At 42.2% G+C, this 19523-nt stretch carries 16 protein-coding genes; 15 read left to right on the top strand and 1 reads right to left on the bottom strand.

The window, feature by feature from the left end:
* A partial coding sequence (locus HMPREF9965_RS06685; protein WP_004243492.1) for an ISL3 family transposase occupies window positions 1-447 on the bottom strand: 447 nt, incomplete at its 3' end.
* Between the two features lie 210 nt (window positions 448-657).
* Here HMPREF9965_RS06685 and HMPREF9965_RS13350 point away from each other — a divergent pair.
* The 15 genes from HMPREF9965_RS13350 to HMPREF9965_RS06615 all read left to right on the top strand — a co-directional run bounded on the left by HMPREF9965_RS13350 (window position 658) and on the right by HMPREF9965_RS06615 (window position 19509).
* The gene (locus tag HMPREF9965_RS13350; RefSeq protein ID WP_000410395.1) at window positions 658-993 is read left to right on the top strand and encodes a hypothetical protein; all 336 of its coding nucleotides are present in this window, start codon (window positions 658-660) and stop codon (window positions 991-993) included.
* Window positions 994-1011: 18 nt separating this feature from the next.
* Entirely contained in the window at window positions 1012-1302 is a 291-nt protein-coding gene (locus HMPREF9965_RS06680) for a hypothetical protein (protein WP_000472762.1), read from the top strand.
* Window positions 1303-1462: 160 nt separating this feature from the next.
* Entirely contained in the window at window positions 1463-3976 is a 2514-nt protein-coding gene (secA, locus tag HMPREF9965_RS06675) for a preprotein translocase subunit SecA (protein WP_001274105.1), read from the top strand.
* A 79-nt stretch (window positions 3977-4055) separates the two neighbouring features.
* Window positions 4056-5087, top strand: a complete 1032-nt coding sequence (locus HMPREF9965_RS06670; protein WP_000231304.1) for a 3-deoxy-7-phosphoheptulonate synthase — start codon at window positions 4056-4058, stop codon at window positions 5085-5087.
* Window position 5088: 1 nt separating this feature from the next.
* A complete protein-coding gene (locus HMPREF9965_RS06665; RefSeq protein ID WP_000864026.1) occupies window positions 5089-6120 on the top strand; it encodes a 3-deoxy-7-phosphoheptulonate synthase in 1032 nt (343 codons plus the stop codon).
* Window positions 6121-6164: 44 nt separating this feature from the next.
* Entirely contained in the window at window positions 6165-6527 is a 363-nt protein-coding gene (gene acpS / locus HMPREF9965_RS06660) for a holo-ACP synthase (protein ID WP_025170832.1), read from the top strand.
* Window positions 6517-7620, top strand: coding sequence for an alanine racemase (alr, locus tag HMPREF9965_RS06655; RefSeq protein WP_000648093.1), 1104 nt, complete (start codon window positions 6517-6519; stop codon window positions 7618-7620). The genes acpS and alr overlap by 11 nt, the downstream gene beginning before the upstream one ends.
* 18 nt (window positions 7621-7638) lie before the next feature.
* Window positions 7639-9654, top strand: a complete 2016-nt coding sequence (gene recG / locus HMPREF9965_RS06650) for an ATP-dependent DNA helicase RecG (protein WP_001048740.1) — start codon at window positions 7639-7641, stop codon at window positions 9652-9654.
* A 317-nt stretch (window positions 9655-9971) separates the two neighbouring features.
* A complete protein-coding gene (locus HMPREF9965_RS06645) occupies window positions 9972-10955 on the top strand; it encodes an acetylxylan esterase (protein WP_000795091.1) in 984 nt (327 codons plus the stop codon).
* 329 nt (window positions 10956-11284) lie between these two features.
* Window positions 11285-14500, top strand: coding sequence for an SIALI-17 repeat-containing surface protein (locus HMPREF9965_RS06640; protein WP_001108143.1), 3216 nt, complete (start codon window positions 11285-11287; stop codon window positions 14498-14500).
* Window positions 14501-14745: 245 nt separating this feature from the next.
* Entirely contained in the window at window positions 14746-15444 is a 699-nt protein-coding gene (locus HMPREF9965_RS06635) for an N-acetylmannosamine-6-phosphate 2-epimerase (protein ID WP_001135648.1), read from the top strand.
* 114 nt (window positions 15445-15558) lie between these two features.
* The gene (locus HMPREF9965_RS06630) at window positions 15559-16887 is read left to right on the top strand and encodes an ABC transporter substrate-binding protein (RefSeq protein ID WP_000672107.1); all 1329 of its coding nucleotides are present in this window, start codon (window positions 15559-15561) and stop codon (window positions 16885-16887) included.
* Between the two features lie 219 nt (window positions 16888-17106).
* Window positions 17107-17973 (top strand): carbohydrate ABC transporter permease, encoded by an 867-nt coding sequence (locus HMPREF9965_RS06625; RefSeq protein ID WP_001209417.1) that lies wholly within the window; start codon window positions 17107-17109, stop codon window positions 17971-17973.
* 15 nt (window positions 17974-17988) lie between these two features.
* Entirely contained in the window at window positions 17989-18828 is an 840-nt protein-coding gene (locus HMPREF9965_RS06620; protein WP_001183243.1) for a carbohydrate ABC transporter permease, read from the top strand.
* A 228-nt stretch (window positions 18829-19056) separates the two neighbouring features.
* Window positions 19057-19509, top strand: a complete 453-nt coding sequence (locus HMPREF9965_RS06615; protein WP_000575426.1) for a YhcH/YjgK/YiaL family protein — start codon at window positions 19057-19059, stop codon at window positions 19507-19509.
* Window positions 19510-19523: the final 14 nt, after the last annotated feature.

Below are 19523 nucleotides of genomic sequence, written 5' to 3'. Positions count from 1 at the left end.
ACGAGAAAAATCATGTTTAAAACGGAAGTCATTGAACTTTCGGAGAACAGTTGAAGTTGAAATGGACAGCTGATGAGCAATATCGGTCATAGAAGTCTTTTCAATCAACTTTTGAGCAATCTTTTGATTGATAATACGAGGGATTTGATGATTTTTCTTGACTAGGGAAGTCTCAGCCACCGCCATTTTCGAACAATGATAGCACTTGAAACGACGCTTTTTCAGAAGAATTCTGGTAGGCATACCAGTCGTTTCGAGGTAAGGAATCTTAGAAGATTTCTGGAAGTCATATTTCTTCATTTGACTTCCGCAATCAGGACAAGATGGGGCGTCGTAGTCCAGTTTAGCGGTGGTTTCCTTGAGGGTATCTCTATTAACAACATCCATAATTTGGATATTAGGGTCTTTGATGTTTAGCAGTTTTGTGATAAAATGTAATGGTTCCATATGATTCTTTCTAATGATGGTTTGATCGCTTTTCATTATAAATCTTATGGGACTTTTTTTCTACAACAAAATAGGCTCCATAATATCCATAGGGGATTTACCCACTACAAATATTATAGAGCCGAATAAACAAGCAAGATCTGGGAAGACATTTCCAGATCTTTTTGATAGAATGAAATCAAAGAAAACGTTATCAAAAAGAGGTGTATGATGGAGAAATTTTTTATATTATTGCTATTGTCACCTTACTTTTATTTTTTTCATTGGATTGAGAAGACGGACAAAAATAGTAAATATTTCGCGTTTTTCTATTACTTTTACTGGATTTATCTTCCCTTGTGGGCTTTGTTCAGTATAGCTTTTACAATTTTTTCATTCTTAATTTTCAATATTGTCTTGAAAAATCCTGCTGATTTAACAATTTGGGGGATATGGTTCCTTTTAGTTTTTTTATCTCTTGTGAATGACTGGAAAATATATGCCTGTCTAAAGAGAATGTTCAAGCTGAAACAAGAGAACAAAACGAGGACATCCATCAATAGCTAAAGTTTAGAGGAGGTTCCGATGTTCAAAATAAAGCAGTTCATTCATCAATACTACAAAACCTACATTCTTACGATTTGCTTGTTATGGCTGCTGGTCTTTTGTCTTCCATGGGATTTGCAAATAGGAGGAGTTTCGATTTATTTCTTCATCATGAAAAAACTCTTTGTCGTCTTTGGTGTATTGACAATCTTTTTCTCAGTACTGACTAAAAAGATGAGTCTCTTCCTCTTTGGAGTGCTATTTTGCATGGCCTTCTGGATCAATCTTTTCCTGATTTTTGGAATTTTGCCAGCTCTGCTTGGCAATTAAATTTTTGTGTGAAATGTAGTCCATAAAAAGCTAAGAGGCTGACCTAGAAGTCAGCCTCTTTTCCCTGTTTAAACGCGGATTCTTTCTTGAAAATTAAGAGTAAATGTGCTAGAATTAAAAGAACATTCTAAAATATTCAGAATCTAAAGTAAGGAAAATAATGGCTAATATTTTAAAAACGATTATCGAAAATGATAAAGGAGAACTTCGTCGTCTGGAAAAGATGGCTGATAAGGTTCTTAACTATGAGAGCCAAATGGCTGCAATGTCAGACGAAGAGCTAAAAGCAAAAACTGACGAATTTAAAGAACGATACAACAAGGGTGAATCACTTGATTCATTGCTATATGAGGCTTTTGCGGTAGTTCGTGAAGCTGCCAAGCGTGTTCTTGGACTTTTCCCATATAAAGTTCAGGTCATGGGTGGGATTGTCCTCCACCATGGAGATGTGCCAGAAATGCGTACAGGTGAAGGGAAAACCTTGACTGCGACTATGCCTGTATACCTCAATGCCCTTGCAGGTGAAGGGGTTCACGTAGTAACGGTCAACGAGTATCTAACGGAACGTGATGCGACTGAGATGGGTGAATTGTACTCATGGCTTGGTTTGTCAGTAGGGATTAATTTGGCTGCTAAGTCACCAATGGAGAAGAAAGAAGCCTATCTCTGTGATATTACCTATTCGACTAACTCAGAGATTGGTTTTGACTACCTTCGTGACAACATGGTCGTTCGGGCAGAAAACATGGTACAGCGTCCGCTCAACTATGCTTTGGTCGATGAGGTTGACTCGATCTTGATTGATGAGGCTCGTACTCCTTTGATCGTTTCAGGAGCCAATGCTGTGGAAACTAGTCAGCTGTATCATATGGCGGATCATTTTGTCAAATCTTTGGACAAAGATGACTATATCATCGACATTCAGTCTAAGACTATTGGTTTGTCTGATTCAGGGATTGATAAGGCTGAAAGCTACTTCAAACTGGAAAATCTCTACGATATTGAAAATGTGGCTCTTACTCACTTTATCGACAATGCCCTCCGTGCCAACTATATCATGATTCTCGATATTGACTATGTGGTCAGCGAAGAGCAGGAAATCTTGATTGTCGATCAATTTACAGGTCGTACCATGGAAGGTCGCCGTTACTCTGATGGTTTGCATCAGGCGATTGAAGCCAAGGAAGGTGTGCCAATCCAAGACGAAACTAAGACTTCAGCTTCTATTACCTACCAAAACCTTTTCCGTATGTATAAGAAATTGGCAGGTATGACAGGTACTGGTAAAACAGAAGAAGAAGAATTCCGTGAAATTTATAACATTCGTGTCATCCCAATCCCAACCAACCGTCCAATTCAACGTATCGACCACTCAGACCTTCTCTATGCAAGTCTTGATGCGAAATTCAAGGCCGTGGTTGAAGATGTGAAGGCACGTTATCAAAAGGGTCAGCCAGTCTTGGTAGGTACTGTTGCCGTTGAAACGAGTGATTTCCTTTCTAAGAAATTGGTCGAAGCAGGTGTTCCTCACGAAGTCTTGAATGCGAAAAACCACTACAGAGAAGCTCAAATCATCATGAATGCTGGTCAGCGTGGTGCGATTACCATCGCAACCAATATGGCCGGTCGTGGTACCGACATTAAGCTTGGTGAAGGGGTTCGTGAATTGGGTGGACTTTGCGTCATTGGTACAGAACGTCATGAGAGTCGCCGGATCGATAATCAGCTTCGTGGACGTTCAGGACGTCAAGGAGATCCAGGTGAGTCGCAGTTCTACTTGTCTCTTGAAGATGATTTGATGAAACGTTTCGGTTCAGAGCGTTTGAAAGGTATCTTTGAACGCCTCAACATGTCTGACGAAGCCATTGAATCCCGTATGTTAACGCGTCAAGTGGAAGCGGCTCAAAAACGTGTTGAGGGGAATAACTACGATACACGTAAACAGGTCCTTCAATACGATGACGTCATGCGTGAACAACGTGAGATTATATATGCACAACGTTATGATGTCATTACTGCCGACCGTGATTTGGCACCTGAGATTCATGCTATGATCCGCCGTACCATTGGACGAATCGTAGATGCACATGCTCGTTCAAAAGAAGATGAAAAATTGGAAGCAATCTTGAACTTTGCTAAGTACAACCTACTTCCAGAAGATTCAATCAGCCGCTCAGATCTTGCAGGTCTGTCAGATCAAGCCATCAAAGATGAGCTGTATCAACGTGCATTGAAGGTTTATGATAGCCAAGTTGCTAAACTTCGTGATGAAGATGCAGTGAAAGAATTCCAAAAAGTCTTGATTTTACGTGTTGTAGACAACAAGTGGACAGACCATATTGATGCTCTTGATCAGTTGCGAAATGCTGTTGGTCTTCGTGGATATGCCCAAAACAACCCGGTTGTAGAATATCAAGCAGAAGGTTTCCGCATGTTTAACGACATGATCGGATCGATTGAGTTCGATGTAACCCGCTTGATGATGAAAGCACAAATCCACGAACAGGAACGTCCTCAAACTGAACACAATATCAGTACAACTGCGACTCGTAATATCGCAGCGCAGCAGACTCAGCTTCCAAAAGATGTGGACTTGAGCCAAATCGGACGAAACGACCAATGTCCATGTGGATCAGGTAAGAAATTCAAGAACTGTCATGGTAAGAGACAATAATATGAGATAAGATACAGGCGGATACCTGGTAAAAATCATTTTTTGCTTGGTGTCCGTTTGCTTTATAAGGAGATGAATCATGGTATTTAAAGCTAAAAGTCCTAAAATTAACATTGAAGAAGTTCGCGCCTTGTCTAAATTAGAGGGAGCGGCTCTTGCGAAAAAAAATCAACGTGATCAGGAATTGGAAGCCATCATTCGTGGGGAAGACCAGCGTATTCTCTTGGTGATTGGACCATGTTCATCTGATAATGAAGAGGCGGTTCTCGAGTATGCCAAGCGTCTATCTGCTTTGCAAGAAGAGGTCAAAGACCGTATTTTTATGGTCATGCGGGTCTATACAGCTAAACCTCGTACCAATGGAGATGGCTATAAGGGCTTGATTCATCAACCGAATGCGACAGAAGCTCCTAGCTTGATCAATGGGATCAAGGCTGTTCGTCAGCTACACTACCGTGTGATTACCGAGACGGGTATGACAACAGCGGATGAGATGCTTTATCCTGAAAATCTTCCGCTGGTGGATGATTTGATTTCTTATATGGCTGTTGGAGCTCGTTCTGTAGAGGATCAACAGCACCGTTTTGTTGCGAGTGGAGCAGACTTTTCAACAGGATTTAAAAATCCAACATCTGGAAATCTCAATGTTATGTTTAACGGGATTTACGCAGCACAAAATAAACAGAGTTTCCTCTTCCTCGGTAAAGAGGTGGAAACAACGGGGAATCCATTGTCCCACGCCATTCTTCGCGGAGCATTGAACGAATACGGGAAAAATATTCCTAACTACTACTATGACAATTTGATGGATACCATTGATCAGTATGAAAAGATGGGCTTGGAAAATCCCTTTATCATCATCGATACCAATCATGACAATTCAGGCAAGCAATACATGGATCAAATCCGTATCGTTCGTCAGACCTTGATTAACCGTGACTGGAATGAGAAAATCAAAAAATATGTTCGTGGTTTTATGATTGAGTCCTATCTAGAAGATGGACGTCAAAATGAACCAGAAGTTTTTGGTAAGTCCATCACGGACCCTTGCCTAGGATGGGACAATACGGAAGCACTTGTTCGCGAAATCTACCAAACGCTAGGAGAATAAGATGGCATTTATCGAAAAAGGTCAAGAAATTGACATTGAAGCAATCAAGGCTGCGACTCAGTTGTCAGGTGAAGCCTTGCGAAAAAAAGAAGCCCGTGATCGAGAGTTGGCAGCCATTATCTCAGGTGAGGACGACCGAATTCTTTTGGTGATGGGGCCTTGCTCTTCTGACAATGAAGAAGCAGTGCTCGAATATGCTCGTCGTTTAGCAGACTTGCAGAAAAAAGTTGCGGATAAAATTTTTATCGTGATGCGTGTCTATACGGCTAAACCTCGTACTAATGGAGATGGTTATAAGGGCATGATTCATCAACCAAATACCAGCGAAGCGCCTAGTCTCATCAATGGTTTGCAGGCTGTTCGTCAGCTCCACTACCGTGTGATTACCGAAACGGGTTTGACGACAGCTGATGAGATGCTTTATCCGTCAAATCTCGTTTTGGTTGATGATCTGGTCAGCTACCATGCTGTAGGGGCTCGTTCAGTGGAAGACCAGGAACACCGCTTTGTAGCGTCTGGGATTGATGCTCCAGTTGGGATGAAAAATCCGACATCTGGGAACCTTGGAGTTATGTTTAATGCTATCTATGCGGCTCAAAACAAGCAAACCTTCCTTTACCATGGCCAAGAAGTAGAAACTTCAGGAAATCCCTTGGCCCACGTTATCCTTCGTGGCGCCATGAATGAATATGGAAAAAATGAACCCAACTTCTACTATGAAACTCTCTTGAATGCCATCAATCGCTATGAGACTATGGGACTTGAAAATCCCTTTATCATCATCGATACCAATCATGACAATTCGGGCAAGCAGTATATGGAACAAATTCGCATTGTTCGTCAAGCCTTGCTGAATCGTGATTGGAATGAAAAGATTAAAAAGACGGTTCGAGGCTTTATGATCGAATCTTACCTAGCAGATGGCCGCCAAAACCAACCAGAGGTCTTTGGTTGCTCCATAACTGACCCTTGTCTAGGTTGGGAAAATACAGTAGCCTTGGTAGAAGAAATTTATACTACCTTAACAAAATAAGTGAAAAGGATGGAGTTGGGGGAATCTCAGCTCCTTTTATGAGTATGATAGTTGGACACGGAATTGACATCGAAGAATTGGCTTCGATAGAAAACGCAGTTACACGACGTGAGGGCTTTGCCAAGCGCGTGCTGACACCTAAAGAAATGGAGCGTTTTGCCAGTCTCAAAGGGCGCAGACAAATCGAATACTTGGCTGGTCACTGGTCGGCTAAGGAGGCCTTTTCCAAGGCTATGGGAACTGGTATTGGAAAACTGACCTTTCAGGATTTGGAAGTTTTGAACAATGAACGCGGGGCACCTTATTTTAGTCAGTCCCCATTTTCAGGAAAAATTTGGCTATCTATCAGCCATACAGATCAGTTTGTGACAGCCAGTGTCATTTTGGAGGAAAATCATGAAAGCTAGTCCACATAGACCAACCAAGGCTCTGATTCATCTGGGAGCCATTCGACAAAATATACAACAAATGGGAAGTCATATCCCTAATGGTACGCTCAAATTTGCAGTAGTCAAGGCTAATGCTTATGGACATGGGGCGGTAGCTGTTGCAACGGCGATCCAGGATGTTGTTGATGGATTTTGCGTTTCCAATATCGATGAAGCTATCGAGTTGCGTCAAGCAGGTATAAACAAGAAAATCCTCATCTTAGGAGTTTCTGAGCTAGGAGCTGTTTCCCTAGCTAAAGAATATGACATCACCTTGACTGTGGCAGGATTGGAGTGGATTCAAGCGTTGTTAGATAAGGAAGCAGATTTATCTGGCTTGACTGTCCATCTCAAGATTGATTCAGGAATGGGAAGGATTGGTTTTAGAGAGGCCAGTGAAGCTGATCTGGCTCAAGACTTGCTCCAACAACACGGTGCGCATGTTGAGGGGATTTTTACCCACTTTGCTACTGCAGATGAGGAATCAGATACCTACTTTAATCAGCAGTTAGAATGCTTTAAAGCTATTTTGGCAAGTATGAAGGAAGTTCCAGAGCTGGTTCATGCCAGCAACTCGGCAACGACACTCTGGCATGCAGAGACTATTTTTAACGCAGTTCGTATGGGAGATTCCATGTATGGTCTCAATCCAAGTGGAGAGGTTTTGAACTTGCCTTATGACTTGACTCCAGCCTTGACCTTGGAGTCTGCTCTGGTTCATGTCAAGACAGTGCCAGCTGGAGCTTGCATGGGCTATGGAGCCACCTATCAGGCGGATAGCGAGCAAGTCATCGCGACGGTGCCAATCGGTTATGCGGATGGTTGGACACGTGATATGCAGAATTTCTCTGTCTTGGTAGATGGTCAAGCTTGCCCAATCGTCGGACGAGTATCTATGGATCAAATTACCATTCGTCTGCCTAAGGTTTACCCGCTAGGAACAAAAGTAACCCTGATCGGTAGCAACGGTGACAAGGAAATCACAGCAACTCAGGCAGCGACCTACCGCGGAACCATTAACTATGAGGTGGTTTGCCTCCTCAGCGATCGCATTCCGAGAGAATATTATTAAAAAAGAAAGGAGTAGAGCATGAATCTACATCAACCCTTGCATGTCTTGCCTGGTGTGGGACCAAAGTCAGCAGAAAAATACGCCAAACTAGGAATTGAAAACTTGCAAGACCTCTTGCTCTACTTTCCTTTCCGTTACGAAGACTTCAAGACCAAGCAGGTATTGGAATTGGAAGATGGGGAGAAGGCGGTTCTGTCTGGTCAAGTTGTGACTCCTGCCAGTGTCCAGTATTATGGTTTCAAGCGCAATCGCCTGCGTTTTAGCCTCAAACAGGGAGAAGTCGTTTTTGCGGTGAATTTCTTTAACCAACCCTATCTAGCTGATAAGATAGAGTTGGGTGCAACTCTTGCCGTTTTTGGGAAATGGGACCGTGCCAAGGCCAGTCTGACTGGGATGAAGGTCCTGGCTCAGGTGGAAGATGACCTCCAACCTGTCTATCGATTGGCTCAGGGAATCAGTCAGGCCAGTCTGGTCAAGATCATCAAGACAGCCTTTGATCAGGGATTAGACCTTTTGATAGAGGAAAATCTTCCCCAGTCTTTACTGGACAAATACAAACTTATGTCCCGTTGCCAGGCTGTCCGTGCCATGCATTTTCCCAAGGATTTAGCAGAATACAAGCAGGCCCTTCGCCGTATCAAGTTTGAGGAACTCTTTTATTTTCAAATGCAGTTGCAGATGCTCAAGTCTGAAAATAGAGTTCATGGAAGCGGTCTGGTTCTGAACTGGTCTCAGAAAAAAGTGACGGCTGTTAAGGAATGTCTACCTTTCGCTCTGACCCAAGCTCAAGAAAAGAGTCTGCGGGAGATTTTGGCCGACATGAAGTCGGACCACCACATGAATCGTCTCCTACAAGGGGATGTGGGGAGCGGAAAAACGGTGGTTGCTGGCTTGGCCATGTTTGCGGCGGTGACGGCTGGATATCAGGCAGCTCTTATGGTGCCAACAGAAATCCTAGCAGAGCAACACTTTGAGAGTTTACAGAACCTTTTTCCAGACTTGAAACTCGCTCTCTTGACAGGTTCCTTAAAAGCTGCAGAAAAAAGAGAAGTCTTGGAGACTATTGCCAAGGGTGAGGCCGATTTGATTATCGGAACCCACGCTCTGATACAGGATGGGGTTGATTATGCTCGTCTTGGTTTGATTATCATCGATGAGCAGCACCGTTTTGGTGTGGGCCAAAGGCGTATTTTACGGGAAAAAGGGGGCAATCCTGACGTTCTCATGATGACAGCGACGCCCATTCCGCGAACACTGGCTATCACAGCCTTTGGAGATATGGATGTTTCCATTATTGACCAGATGCCAGCAGGACGAAAACCTATTGTGACGCGCTGGATTAAGCATGAGCAACTGCCTCAGGTCTTGACTTGGTTAGAGGGGGAAATTCAAAAGGGTTCGCAAGCTTATGTCATCTCTCCTTTGATTGAAGAATCAGAAGCTCTGGATCTGAAAAATGCCATTGCCTTATCGGAGGAATTGACGGCTCATTTTGCAGGTAAGGCTGAAGTGGCTCTTCTACATGGTAAGATGAAGAGTGACGAAAAAGACCAGATCATGCAGGATTTCAAAGAGAGAAAAACAGATATTCTAGTATCTACAACTGTTATCGAGGTTGGGGTTAATGTCCCCAATGCGACCGTCATGATTATCATGGATGCTGATCGCTTCGGTCTCAGCCAGCTTCACCAGCTCAGAGGTCGTGTTGGTCGGGGGGACAAGCAGTCCTATGCTGTTCTCGTTGCTAATCCCAAGACGGACTCTGGGAAGGATCGCATGCGCATCATGACAGAAACGACTAATGGTTTTATCCTTGCGGAGGAAGATTTGAAAATGCGTGGTTCTGGTGAGATTTTTGGGACCAGACAATCAGGGCTCCCAGAGTTTCAAGTGGCTGATATTATCGAAGATTTTCCGATTTTAGAAGAAGCCAGAAAGGTTGCCAGCTACATTAGTTCTATGGAAGGTTGGAAAGAGGATCCAGAATGGCGCATGATTGCTCTCCACCTAGAAAAGAAAGAACATCTGGATTAAGCCTTTTCTAAGAAATCTATAAGCTAGCTTTTAGGTTTGGGTCTTATACTAGAGTCATCAAAAAGAAACGAGGACTCTCACATGACTATTAAAGTGACCTACCAAAAGAAATTCCAAACCGCCAAACAAGAGAAAGGAGCTAGCACTTATTGATACACAAAGAGCGGAAACGCTCTTTTTGTTTTTAAAACTACTTTCAGACGATAGGTTTGAGGAAAGAGAATCTAAAATCACTTTCTATTTACCATTCTTTCTTGCATTGCTTTCCTAGATATGCTACAGTTGTGATAACGATTACAAAACAAAAGGAGCATACTATGAAAAATCCAGCTTTACTAGAAGAGATCAAGACTTATAAGGGAAGAGATGAGGTTCCAGAAGACTTTGACGCTTTCTGGGATGAGGAACTCAAAAAAGTTTCATCTCTTCCAGCCTACCAGTTGGAAGAAAGAAATTTCCATATTCCTCAAGTCAAGTGCTATGAACTGACCTTTGAGGGAACTAATGAAGGAAGAGTCTATGCACGGGTCGTCCTTCCAAAGAGTGAGGAGAAAGTTCCGCTAATCTTCCACTTTCATGGCTATATGGGACGTGGTTGGGACTGGGCCGACATGCTGGCCTATACTGTGGCTGGTTACGGTGTTGTTTCCATGGACGTTCGAGGCCAGTCGGGCTATTCGCAAGACGGTTTGCGTTCTCCACTAGGAAATACGGTGAAGGGACATATCATCCGTGGTGCTGTTGAAGGTCGGGAGCATCTCTTTTATAAGGATGTCTATCTGGATATTTACCAGTTGGTTGAAATTATTGCCAGTCTGCCTCAGGTAGATGAGAAAAAACTTTCTAGCTATGGTGCCTCACAAGGAGGGGCCTTAGCTTTGGTTGCAGCGGCGCTCAATCCTCGAATTCAGAAAACAGTTGCCATATATCCCTTCTTGTCAGACTTTAGACGGGTGCTTGAGATTGGCAATACCAGTGAAGCCTATGATGAACTCTTCCGTTATTTCAAGTTCCACGATCCCTTCCATGAAACAGAGGAAGAAATCATGGCGACCCTTGCCTATATCGATGTGAAAAATCTTGCCCATCGTATTAAAGGTGAGGTCAAGATGATTACGGGATTGGATGACGATGTTTGCTATCCCATTACCCAGTTTGCAATTTACAACCGTCTGACCTGCGACAAGACCTATCGCATCATGCCAGAGTATGCTCACGAAGCCATGAATGTTTTTGTCAATGACCAAGTTTATAACTGGCTCTGTGGTAGTGAGATTCCTTTCTCCTATGTAAAAAAATAAGTTTAAGAGAGCCTAGAGCTCCCTTTTTGTTTTCCAAAATCGAAAAGTACTTTCAGGAAATTTGAAATATTAAAATAGTTTTAAAAGTAGAATCTATTCTATATCATTTAGCTATAAAGTTCAGAGTTTATTGTATAATAAGGGAAAGACATTGTGCGAAAGGAGGGAACTTTCCGCTGTTTGGTCAGAGAGTAAGAGCAGTGGACGTTTGAAGAATGGGAGGTCTCATTCAGTCGGTTACTTTCTTTTTACTTGTTTAGTTGGAGGAACTAAAAATTTTAAGAAAAAAAGAAAGCGCTTTATTTTTATAAAAAAATGAAAGGACAAATATGAATTATAAATCTTCACATCGGAAACAGCGATATGGCATTCGGAAATTTGCAGTTGGAACAGCTTCTGTACTAATTGGTACAGTTGTATTTGGTGTAAATCCAGTATTAGCTCAAGAGCAAGCCAATGCAGCAGGAGCCAATACAGAAACTGTCGAACCTGGTCAAGGTTTATCAGAATTGCCAAAAGAAGCGTCCTCGGGAGATCTTGCTCATTTGGATAAGGATTTGGCTGGTAAATTGGCAGCAGCACAAGACAACGGCGTTGAGGTGGACCAAGATCACTTGAAAAAAAATGAGAGTGCAGAATCAGAAACCCCATCCTCTACGGAGACCCCTGCAGAAGAAGCAAATAAGGAAGAGGAATCAGAGGATCAGGGTGCTATTCCTCGTGACTATTACTCAAGAGATTTAAAAAATGCTAATCCTGTCCTTGAAAAAGAAGATGTTGAAACCAATGCAGCAAATGGTCAGAGAGTTGATTTATCAAATGAACTGGACAAACTAAAGAAACTTCAAAATGCTACAGTTCACATGGAGTTTAAACCAGATGCATCAGCTCCACGCTTTTACAATCTCTTCTCTGTATCCAGTGACACCAAGGAAAATGAGTACTTTACTATGTCGGTCCTTGATAATACAGCTCTTATTGAAGGGCGTGGCGCTAACGGAGAGCAGTTCTATGATAAGTATACAGATGCTCCTTTGAAAGTTCGCCCAGGACAATGGAATTCCGTGACCTTTACTGTCGAACAACCGACAGCGGAGTTACCTCATGGTCGAGTTCGTCTCTATGTGAACGGTGTCTTATCTCGAACAAGTCTCAAATCTGGTAACTTTATCAAAGATATGCCAGATGTTAATCAAGCTCAACTTGGAGCAACCAAACGGGGCAATAAAACAGTTTGGGCATCAAACCTACAAGTTCGAAACCTAACCGTTTATGATCGTGCTTTAAGCCCAGATGAAGTTCAAACACGGAGTCAATTATTTGAAAGAGGTGAATTGGAACAGAAACTTCCTGAGGGAGCAAAAGTTACTGAGAAAGAAGACGTCTTTGAAGGTGGTAGGAACAATCAACCAAATAAAGATGGTATCAAGAGTTATCGTATCCCAGCTCTTCTCAAGACTGATAAAGGAACGCTGATTGCTGGAACGGATGAAAGACGTTTGCACCATTCTGACTGGGGAGATATTGGGATGGTTGTTCGTCGTAGCTCAGATAATGGAAAAACATGGGGAGACCGAATCGTAATCTCAAATCCTCGTGACAATGAGCACGCTAAACATGCAGATTGGCCATCTCCAGTCAATATTGATATGGCCTTGGTGCAAGACCCTGAAACAAAGAGAATTTTTGCAATTTACGACATGTTCCTTGAAAGTAAGGCAGTATTTTCATTGCCGGGGCAAGCTCCGAAAGCTTATGAACAAGTGGGAGATAAAGTTTATCAAGTTTTATATAAGCAAGGAGAATCAGGTCGCTATACGATTCGAGAAAACGGAGAGGTTTTCGACCCTCAAAACAGAAAGACAGATTATCGCGTCGTCGTTGACCCTAAAAAACCAGCCTACAGCGATAAGGGGGATTTGTATAAAGGGAATGAGCTAATCGGGAATATTTATTTTGAGTATAGCGAGAAGAATATTTTTAGAGTTTCCAATACCAACTACCTATGGATGTCCTACAGTGATGACGATGGGAAGACTTGGTCTGCACCAAAAGATATTACACATGGGATTCGGAAAGATTGGATGCACTTCCTAGGAACTGGACCTGGTACTGGGATTGCCTTGCGTACAGGACCTCATAAGGGAAGACTGGTGATTCCAGTTTATACAACAAACAACGTTTCCTACCTAAGTGGTTCTCAATCATCTCGTGTAATTTATTCAGATGATCATGGTGAAACATGGCAAGCAGGTGAAGCAGTTAATGATAACCGTCCAGTAGGAAACCAAACCATTCACTCTTCAACCATGAATAATCCAGGTGCCCAAAATACGGAGTCAACTGTTGTTCAGTTGAATAATGGGGATCTCAAGCTCTTTATGCGTGGGTTGACTGGCGATCTTCAGGTTGCGACCAGTCATGATGGGGGAGCAACGTGGGATAAGGAAATCAAACGTTATCCTCAAGTAAAAGACGTTTATGTTCAAATGTCCGCTATTCACACCATGCATGAAGGAAAGGAATACATTCTACTCAGCAATGCTGGTGGTCCTGGACGCAACAATGGTTTGGTTCACCTGGCTCGTGTTGAGGAGAATGGTGAGTTGACATGGCTGAAACACAATCCTATACAAAGTGGTAAGTTTGCTTACAACTCACTCCAAGAACTCGGAAATGGCGAATATGGTTTGCTTTATGAGCATGCGGATGGCAATCAAAACGATTATACTTTATCCTATAAGAAATTCAACTGGGATTTCTTGACCAAGGATTGGATTTCTCCTAAAGAAGCAAAAGTGAAATACGCGATTGAAAAATGGCCAGGCATTCTTGCTATGGAGTTTGATTCGGAAGTATTGGTCAACAAGGCACCAACCCTTCAATTGGCAAACGGTAAAACAGCACGCTTCATGACCCAGTATGACACAAAAACCCTCCTATTTACGGTGGATTCAGAGGATATGGGTCAAAAAGTTACAGGTCTGGCAGAAGGTGCTATTGAAAGTATGCATAATTTACCAGTCTCTGTAGCGGGCACTAAGCTTTCGAATGGAATGAACGGAAGTGAAGCTGCTGTTCATGAAGTGCCAGAATATACAGGCCCACTAGGGACAGCGGGTGAGGAACCAGCACCAACAGTTGAAAAACCAGAATTTACAGGCGGAGTTAATGCTGTTGAGGCTGCAGTTCATGAAGTCCCAGAGTACACAGGTCCTTTGGCAACAGTAGGCGAAGAAGCAGCACCAAAAGTAGATAAGCCAGAATTTACAGGCGGAGTTAATGCTGTTGAGGCTGCAGTCCATGAACTTCCAGAGTTTAAAGGTGGGGTTAATGCAGCCGATGCAGCTGTACATGAAATTGCAGAATATAAGGGAGCTGATTCGCTTGTAACTCTTGCTGCAGAAGATTATACTTACAAAGCTCCTCTTGCTCAGCAGACACTTCCTGATACAGGGAACAAGGAGAGTAGCCTCCTTGCCTCACTAGGATTAACAGCTTTCTTCCTTAGCTTGTTTGTAATGGGGAAAAAGAGAGAAAAGTAAGAGAATAATTCTAATCATTTTACTTTGTAAAATTAGAAGGAGATAGTAGGTTTTTCAGCCTGCTATCTTTTTCTTTCGGTTCAAGGTGTGCTAATAAGAAATTCTAAGATGTCTGAAACTACTTTCAGGATAGTCTGTTCTATAAAATAGTTTTGAAACTGAAATCTATTCCACTACAAACTATTGAAAGCGCTTAACAAATGATATATAATAAGCCCATAAGAACAAGAAAGGGAGGAAAGAGGATGCCACAGATTAGCAAAGAAGCCTTGATTGAACAAATCAAAGATGGAATCATTGTCTCTTGCCAGGCACTTCCTCACGAACCGCTTTATACAGAAGCGGGAGGGGTCATCCCCTTGCTAGTCAAAGCGGCTGAGCAAGGTGGAGCAGTCGGTATCCGAGCAAACAGTGTTCGTGATATCAAGGAGATCAAGGAGGTTACGAAACTCCCGATTATCGGGATTATCAAACGTGACTATCCGCCACAGGAGCCATTCATTACAGCTACTATGAAAGAAGTTGATGAACTGGCTGAACTAGACATAGAGGTCATTGCTCTGGATTGTACCAAACGTGAACGTTACGACGGTTTGGAAATTCAGGACTTCATCCGACAAGTCAAAGAAAAATATCCTCATCAACTCTTAATGGCTGATACCAGTACTTTTGAAGAAGGGCTAGCAGCAGTCGAAGCAGGGATTGATTTTGTTGGAACAACCCTATCAGGTTATACTTCTTACAGTCCAAAAGTAGATGGTCCAGACTTTGAACTGATCAAAAAACTTTGTGAAGCAGGGGTGGATGTTATCGCTGAAGGGAAAATTCATACACCAGAACAAGCCAAACAAATCCTTGAATATGGGGTGCGAGGCATCGTTGTCGGTGGAGCGATTACTAGACCAAAAGAGATTACGGAGCGCTTTGTTACCGGTCTTAAATAACACAATCTCAAAAAAGAGGAGAGTGGTCGATGCGTCGGATAAAATGAAAACGTATACAAATAGAAGCTTACTCACTATCCAATATGGACACGCTTATTAATTAGGAGAATACAAATGAAATTTAGAAAACTAGCTTGTACAGTACTTGCAGGTGCTGCGATTCTTGGCCTCGCGGCTTGTGGTAACTCTGGTGGAAGTAAAGATGCTGGAAAATCTGGTAGCGATAGCGGAAAAACAGAAATCACTTGGTGGGCATTCCCAGTCTTCACACAAGAAAAAACGGGCGATGGTGTTGGAACTTATGAAAAATCAATCATCGAAGCTTTTGAAAAAGCAAATCCAGATGTAAAAGTGAAATTGGAAACCATCGACTTCAAGTCAGGACCTGAAAAAATCACAACAGCCATCGAAGCAGGAACAGCGCCAGATGTACTCTTTGACGCACCAGGGCGTATCATCCAATACGGTAAAAATGGTAAATTGGCTGAGTTGAACGACCTCTTCACAGATGAATTCGTCAAAGATGTCAATAATGAAAACATCGTACAAGCAAGTAAGGCTGGTGACAAAGCTTACATGTATCCAATCAGTTCAGCTCCATTCTACATGGCTATGAACAAGAAAATGTTGGAAGATGCTGGAGTTGCAAACCTTGTAAAAGAAGGTTGGACAACTGATGACTTTGAAAAAGTTTTGAAAGCGCTTAAAGACAAGGGATACACTCCAGGTTCATTGTTCAGTTCTGGTCAAGGGGGAGACCAAGGAACACGTGCCTTCATTGCAAACCTTTATGGCGGTTCTGTAACAGACAAAGACGTAACAAAATATACAACAGACGATCCTAAATTCGTCAAAGGTCTTGAAAAAGCGGCTAGCTGGATCAAAGACGGTTTATTGAACAATGGTTCACAATTTGACGGTGGGGCAGATATCCAAAACTTTGCGAACGGTCAAACTTCATACACAATCCTTTGGGCTCCAGCTCAAAATGGTATCCAAGCTAAACTCTTGGAAGCAAGTAAGGTAGATGTGGTAGAAGTACCATTCCCATCAGACTCAGGTAAACCAGCTCTTGAATACCTTGTAAACGGATTTGCAGTATTCAACAACAAAGACGACAAGAAAGTCGCAGCAGCTAAGAAATTCGTTCAATTCATCGCAGATGACAAAGAATGGGGTCCTAAAGACGTAGTTCGTACAGGTGCCTTCCCAGTTCGTACTTCATTTGGCAAACTTTATGATGACAAACGTATGGAAACAATCAGCAGCTGGACTAAATACTACTCACCATACTACAACACAATCAACGGATTTGCTGAAATGAGAACACTTTGGTTCCCAATGTTGCAATCTGTATCAAATGGTGACGAAAAACCAGCGGATGCTTTGAAAGCCTTCACTGAAAAAGCTAACGAAACAATCAAAAAAGCTACAAAACAATAAGCACTAAGTCAGATTGATTCCCCCTTTTCCCTGTGCACTATGGTGTAAGAAAAGGGGGACTTTTGTTTGAAATGTAAGGAACTGTCAAGAAATTAAAATGAAGTTCTTACATAAGCGAATCTTAAAAAATTTCATTTTGATTTTAAAACAGTTCAAGAAAATCAAAAAATATTCTATTTGAAAGAGAGGTGCCGACTGTGAAAGTCAATAAAAATTCGCATGCGGGAAACAGTGATTTCCTACGCTTTCCTAGCACCAGTATTGTTCTTCTTTGTGATCTTTGTCTTGGCTCCTATGATTATGGGATTCATTACAAGTTTCTTTAACTACTCCATGACCAGCTTTGAGTTTGTTGGTTTGGACAACTACATTCGCATGTTTAAAGATCCTGTCTTTACCAAGTCTTTGATCAATACCGTTATCCTAGTTATTGGATCAGTTCCGATTGTGGTACTCTTCTCGCTCTTTGTAGCATCTCAAACCTATCATCAAAATGCGATTGCTCGCTCTTTCTATCGTTTCGTCTTCTTCCTTCCTGTAGTTACAGGTAGTGTTGCCGTAACGGTTGTATGGAAATGGATCTATGATCCCCTATCAGGGATTCTTAACTTTGTCCTTAAGTCAAGCCACATCATCAGCCAAAATATTTCTTGGCTCGGTGACAAAAACTGGGCTTTGCTAGCGATTATGATTATCCTTTTGACAACATCTGTTGGTCAACCGATTATCCTTTATATCGCTGCCATGGGAAATATTGATAATTCACTTGTTGAAGCGGCGCGTGTTGACGGTGCGACTGAGTTTCAAGTCTTCTGGAAGATCAAATGGCCTAGCCTTCTTCCAACAACTCTTTATATCGCGATCATCACAACCATCAACTCTTTCCAATGTTTCGCTTTGATTCAGTTGTTGACATCTGGTGGTCCAAACTACTCAACAAGTACACTGATGTACTACCTTTACGAAAAGGCCTTCCAATTGACAGAATACGGCTATGCAAATACCATCGGTGTCTTCTTGGCAGTGATGATTGCCATTGTCAGCTTTGCTCAATTCAAGATCCTCGGAAACGACGTAGAATACTAAAGAAAGGAGACAGTTATGCAACCTACACAAAAGAAACCCTTAACAGCTTTCACTGTTATTTCAACGATTATCTTGCTCTTGTTGACCGTGCTGTTCATCTTTCCATTCTACTGGATCTTGACAGGGGCCTTCAAATCACAGCCTGATACCATTATGATTCCGCCACAGTGGTTCCCTAAAATGCCAACCATGGAAAACTTCCAACAACTCATGGTGCAAAACCCTGCTATGCAGTGGATGTGGAACTCAGTATTTATCTCATTAGTAACCATGTTCCTAGTCTGTGCAACCTCTTCTCTAGCAGGTTATGTCTTGGCTAAGAAACGTTTCTATGGTCAACGCATCCTCTTTGCAGTCTTTATCGCTGCCATGGCTCTTCCAAAACAAGTTGTCCTTGTACCATTGGTACGTATCGTCAATTTCATGGGAATTCACGATACACTTTGGGCAGTGATCTTGCCTTTGATCGGATGGCCATTCGGGGTCTTCCTCATGAAACAATTTAGTGAAAATATCCCGACAGAATTGCTTGAATCAGCTAAAATCGACGGTTGTGGTGAGATCCGTACCTTCTGGAGCGTAGCCTTCCCAATTGTGAAACCAGGATTTGCAGCTCTTGCGATCTTTACCTTCATCAATACTTGGAACGACTACTTTATGCAGTTGGTTATGTTGACTTCACGTCAAAACTTGACTATCTCACTCGGGGTTGCGACCATGCAGGCCGAAATGGCAACCAACTACGGTTTGATCATGGCGGGTGCAGCTCTTGCAGCAGTACCAATCGTAACCGTCTTCCTTGTCTTCCAAAAATCCTTCACTCAAGGGATTACTATGGGAGCTGTTAAAGGATAATACTCTGCGAAAATCGAATTCAAACTGCGTCAGCATCACCTTGCCATACTTAAGTATTGCCTGCGGTTAGCTTCCTAGTTTGTTCTTCGATTTTCATTGAGTATAAAAGAATATAGAGTTATAAGTGTCTACAAAATGGAGAGTATGCAGTTACTTCGTGAAGTTTTGTTAGACACTTATCAACTTAATTTATGATTTTAGTTAACTATCAGAAACGAAGGAAACAGTATGATTTTTGACGATTTGAAAAACATTGCCTTTTACAAGGGAATCCATCCCAATCTAGACAAGGCTATCGACTATCTCTATCAGCACCGTAAGGATTCATTTGAATTAGGTAAGTATGAGATTGACGAAGATAAGGTCTTTCTAGTTGTTCAGGAAAATGTCCTCAATCAAGCTAAAAATGATCAATTTGAACATCATAAGAACTATGCAGACTTGCATTTGCTGGTAGAAGGACATGAATATTCGAGCTACGGTTCACGTATCAAAGACGAGGCAGTGGCATTCGACGAAGCGAGCGACATTGGCTTTGTCCATTGTCATGAAAAATACCCACTCTTGTTGGGCTATCACAATTTTGCGATTTTCTTCCCAGGAGAACCACACCAGCCAAATGGCTACGCAGGTATGGAAGAAAAAGTTCGCAAGTATCTCTTTAAAATTTTGATTGATTAAAGGAATCAGGAGGA

The sequence above is a fragment of the Streptococcus mitis bv. 2 str. SK95 genome (genome assembly GCF_000222705.1).
Taxonomy (GTDB): Bacteria; Bacillota; Bacilli; order Lactobacillales; family Streptococcaceae; genus Streptococcus; species Streptococcus mitis_AY.
This window is presented reverse-complemented; position numbering and strand designations above follow the sequence as displayed.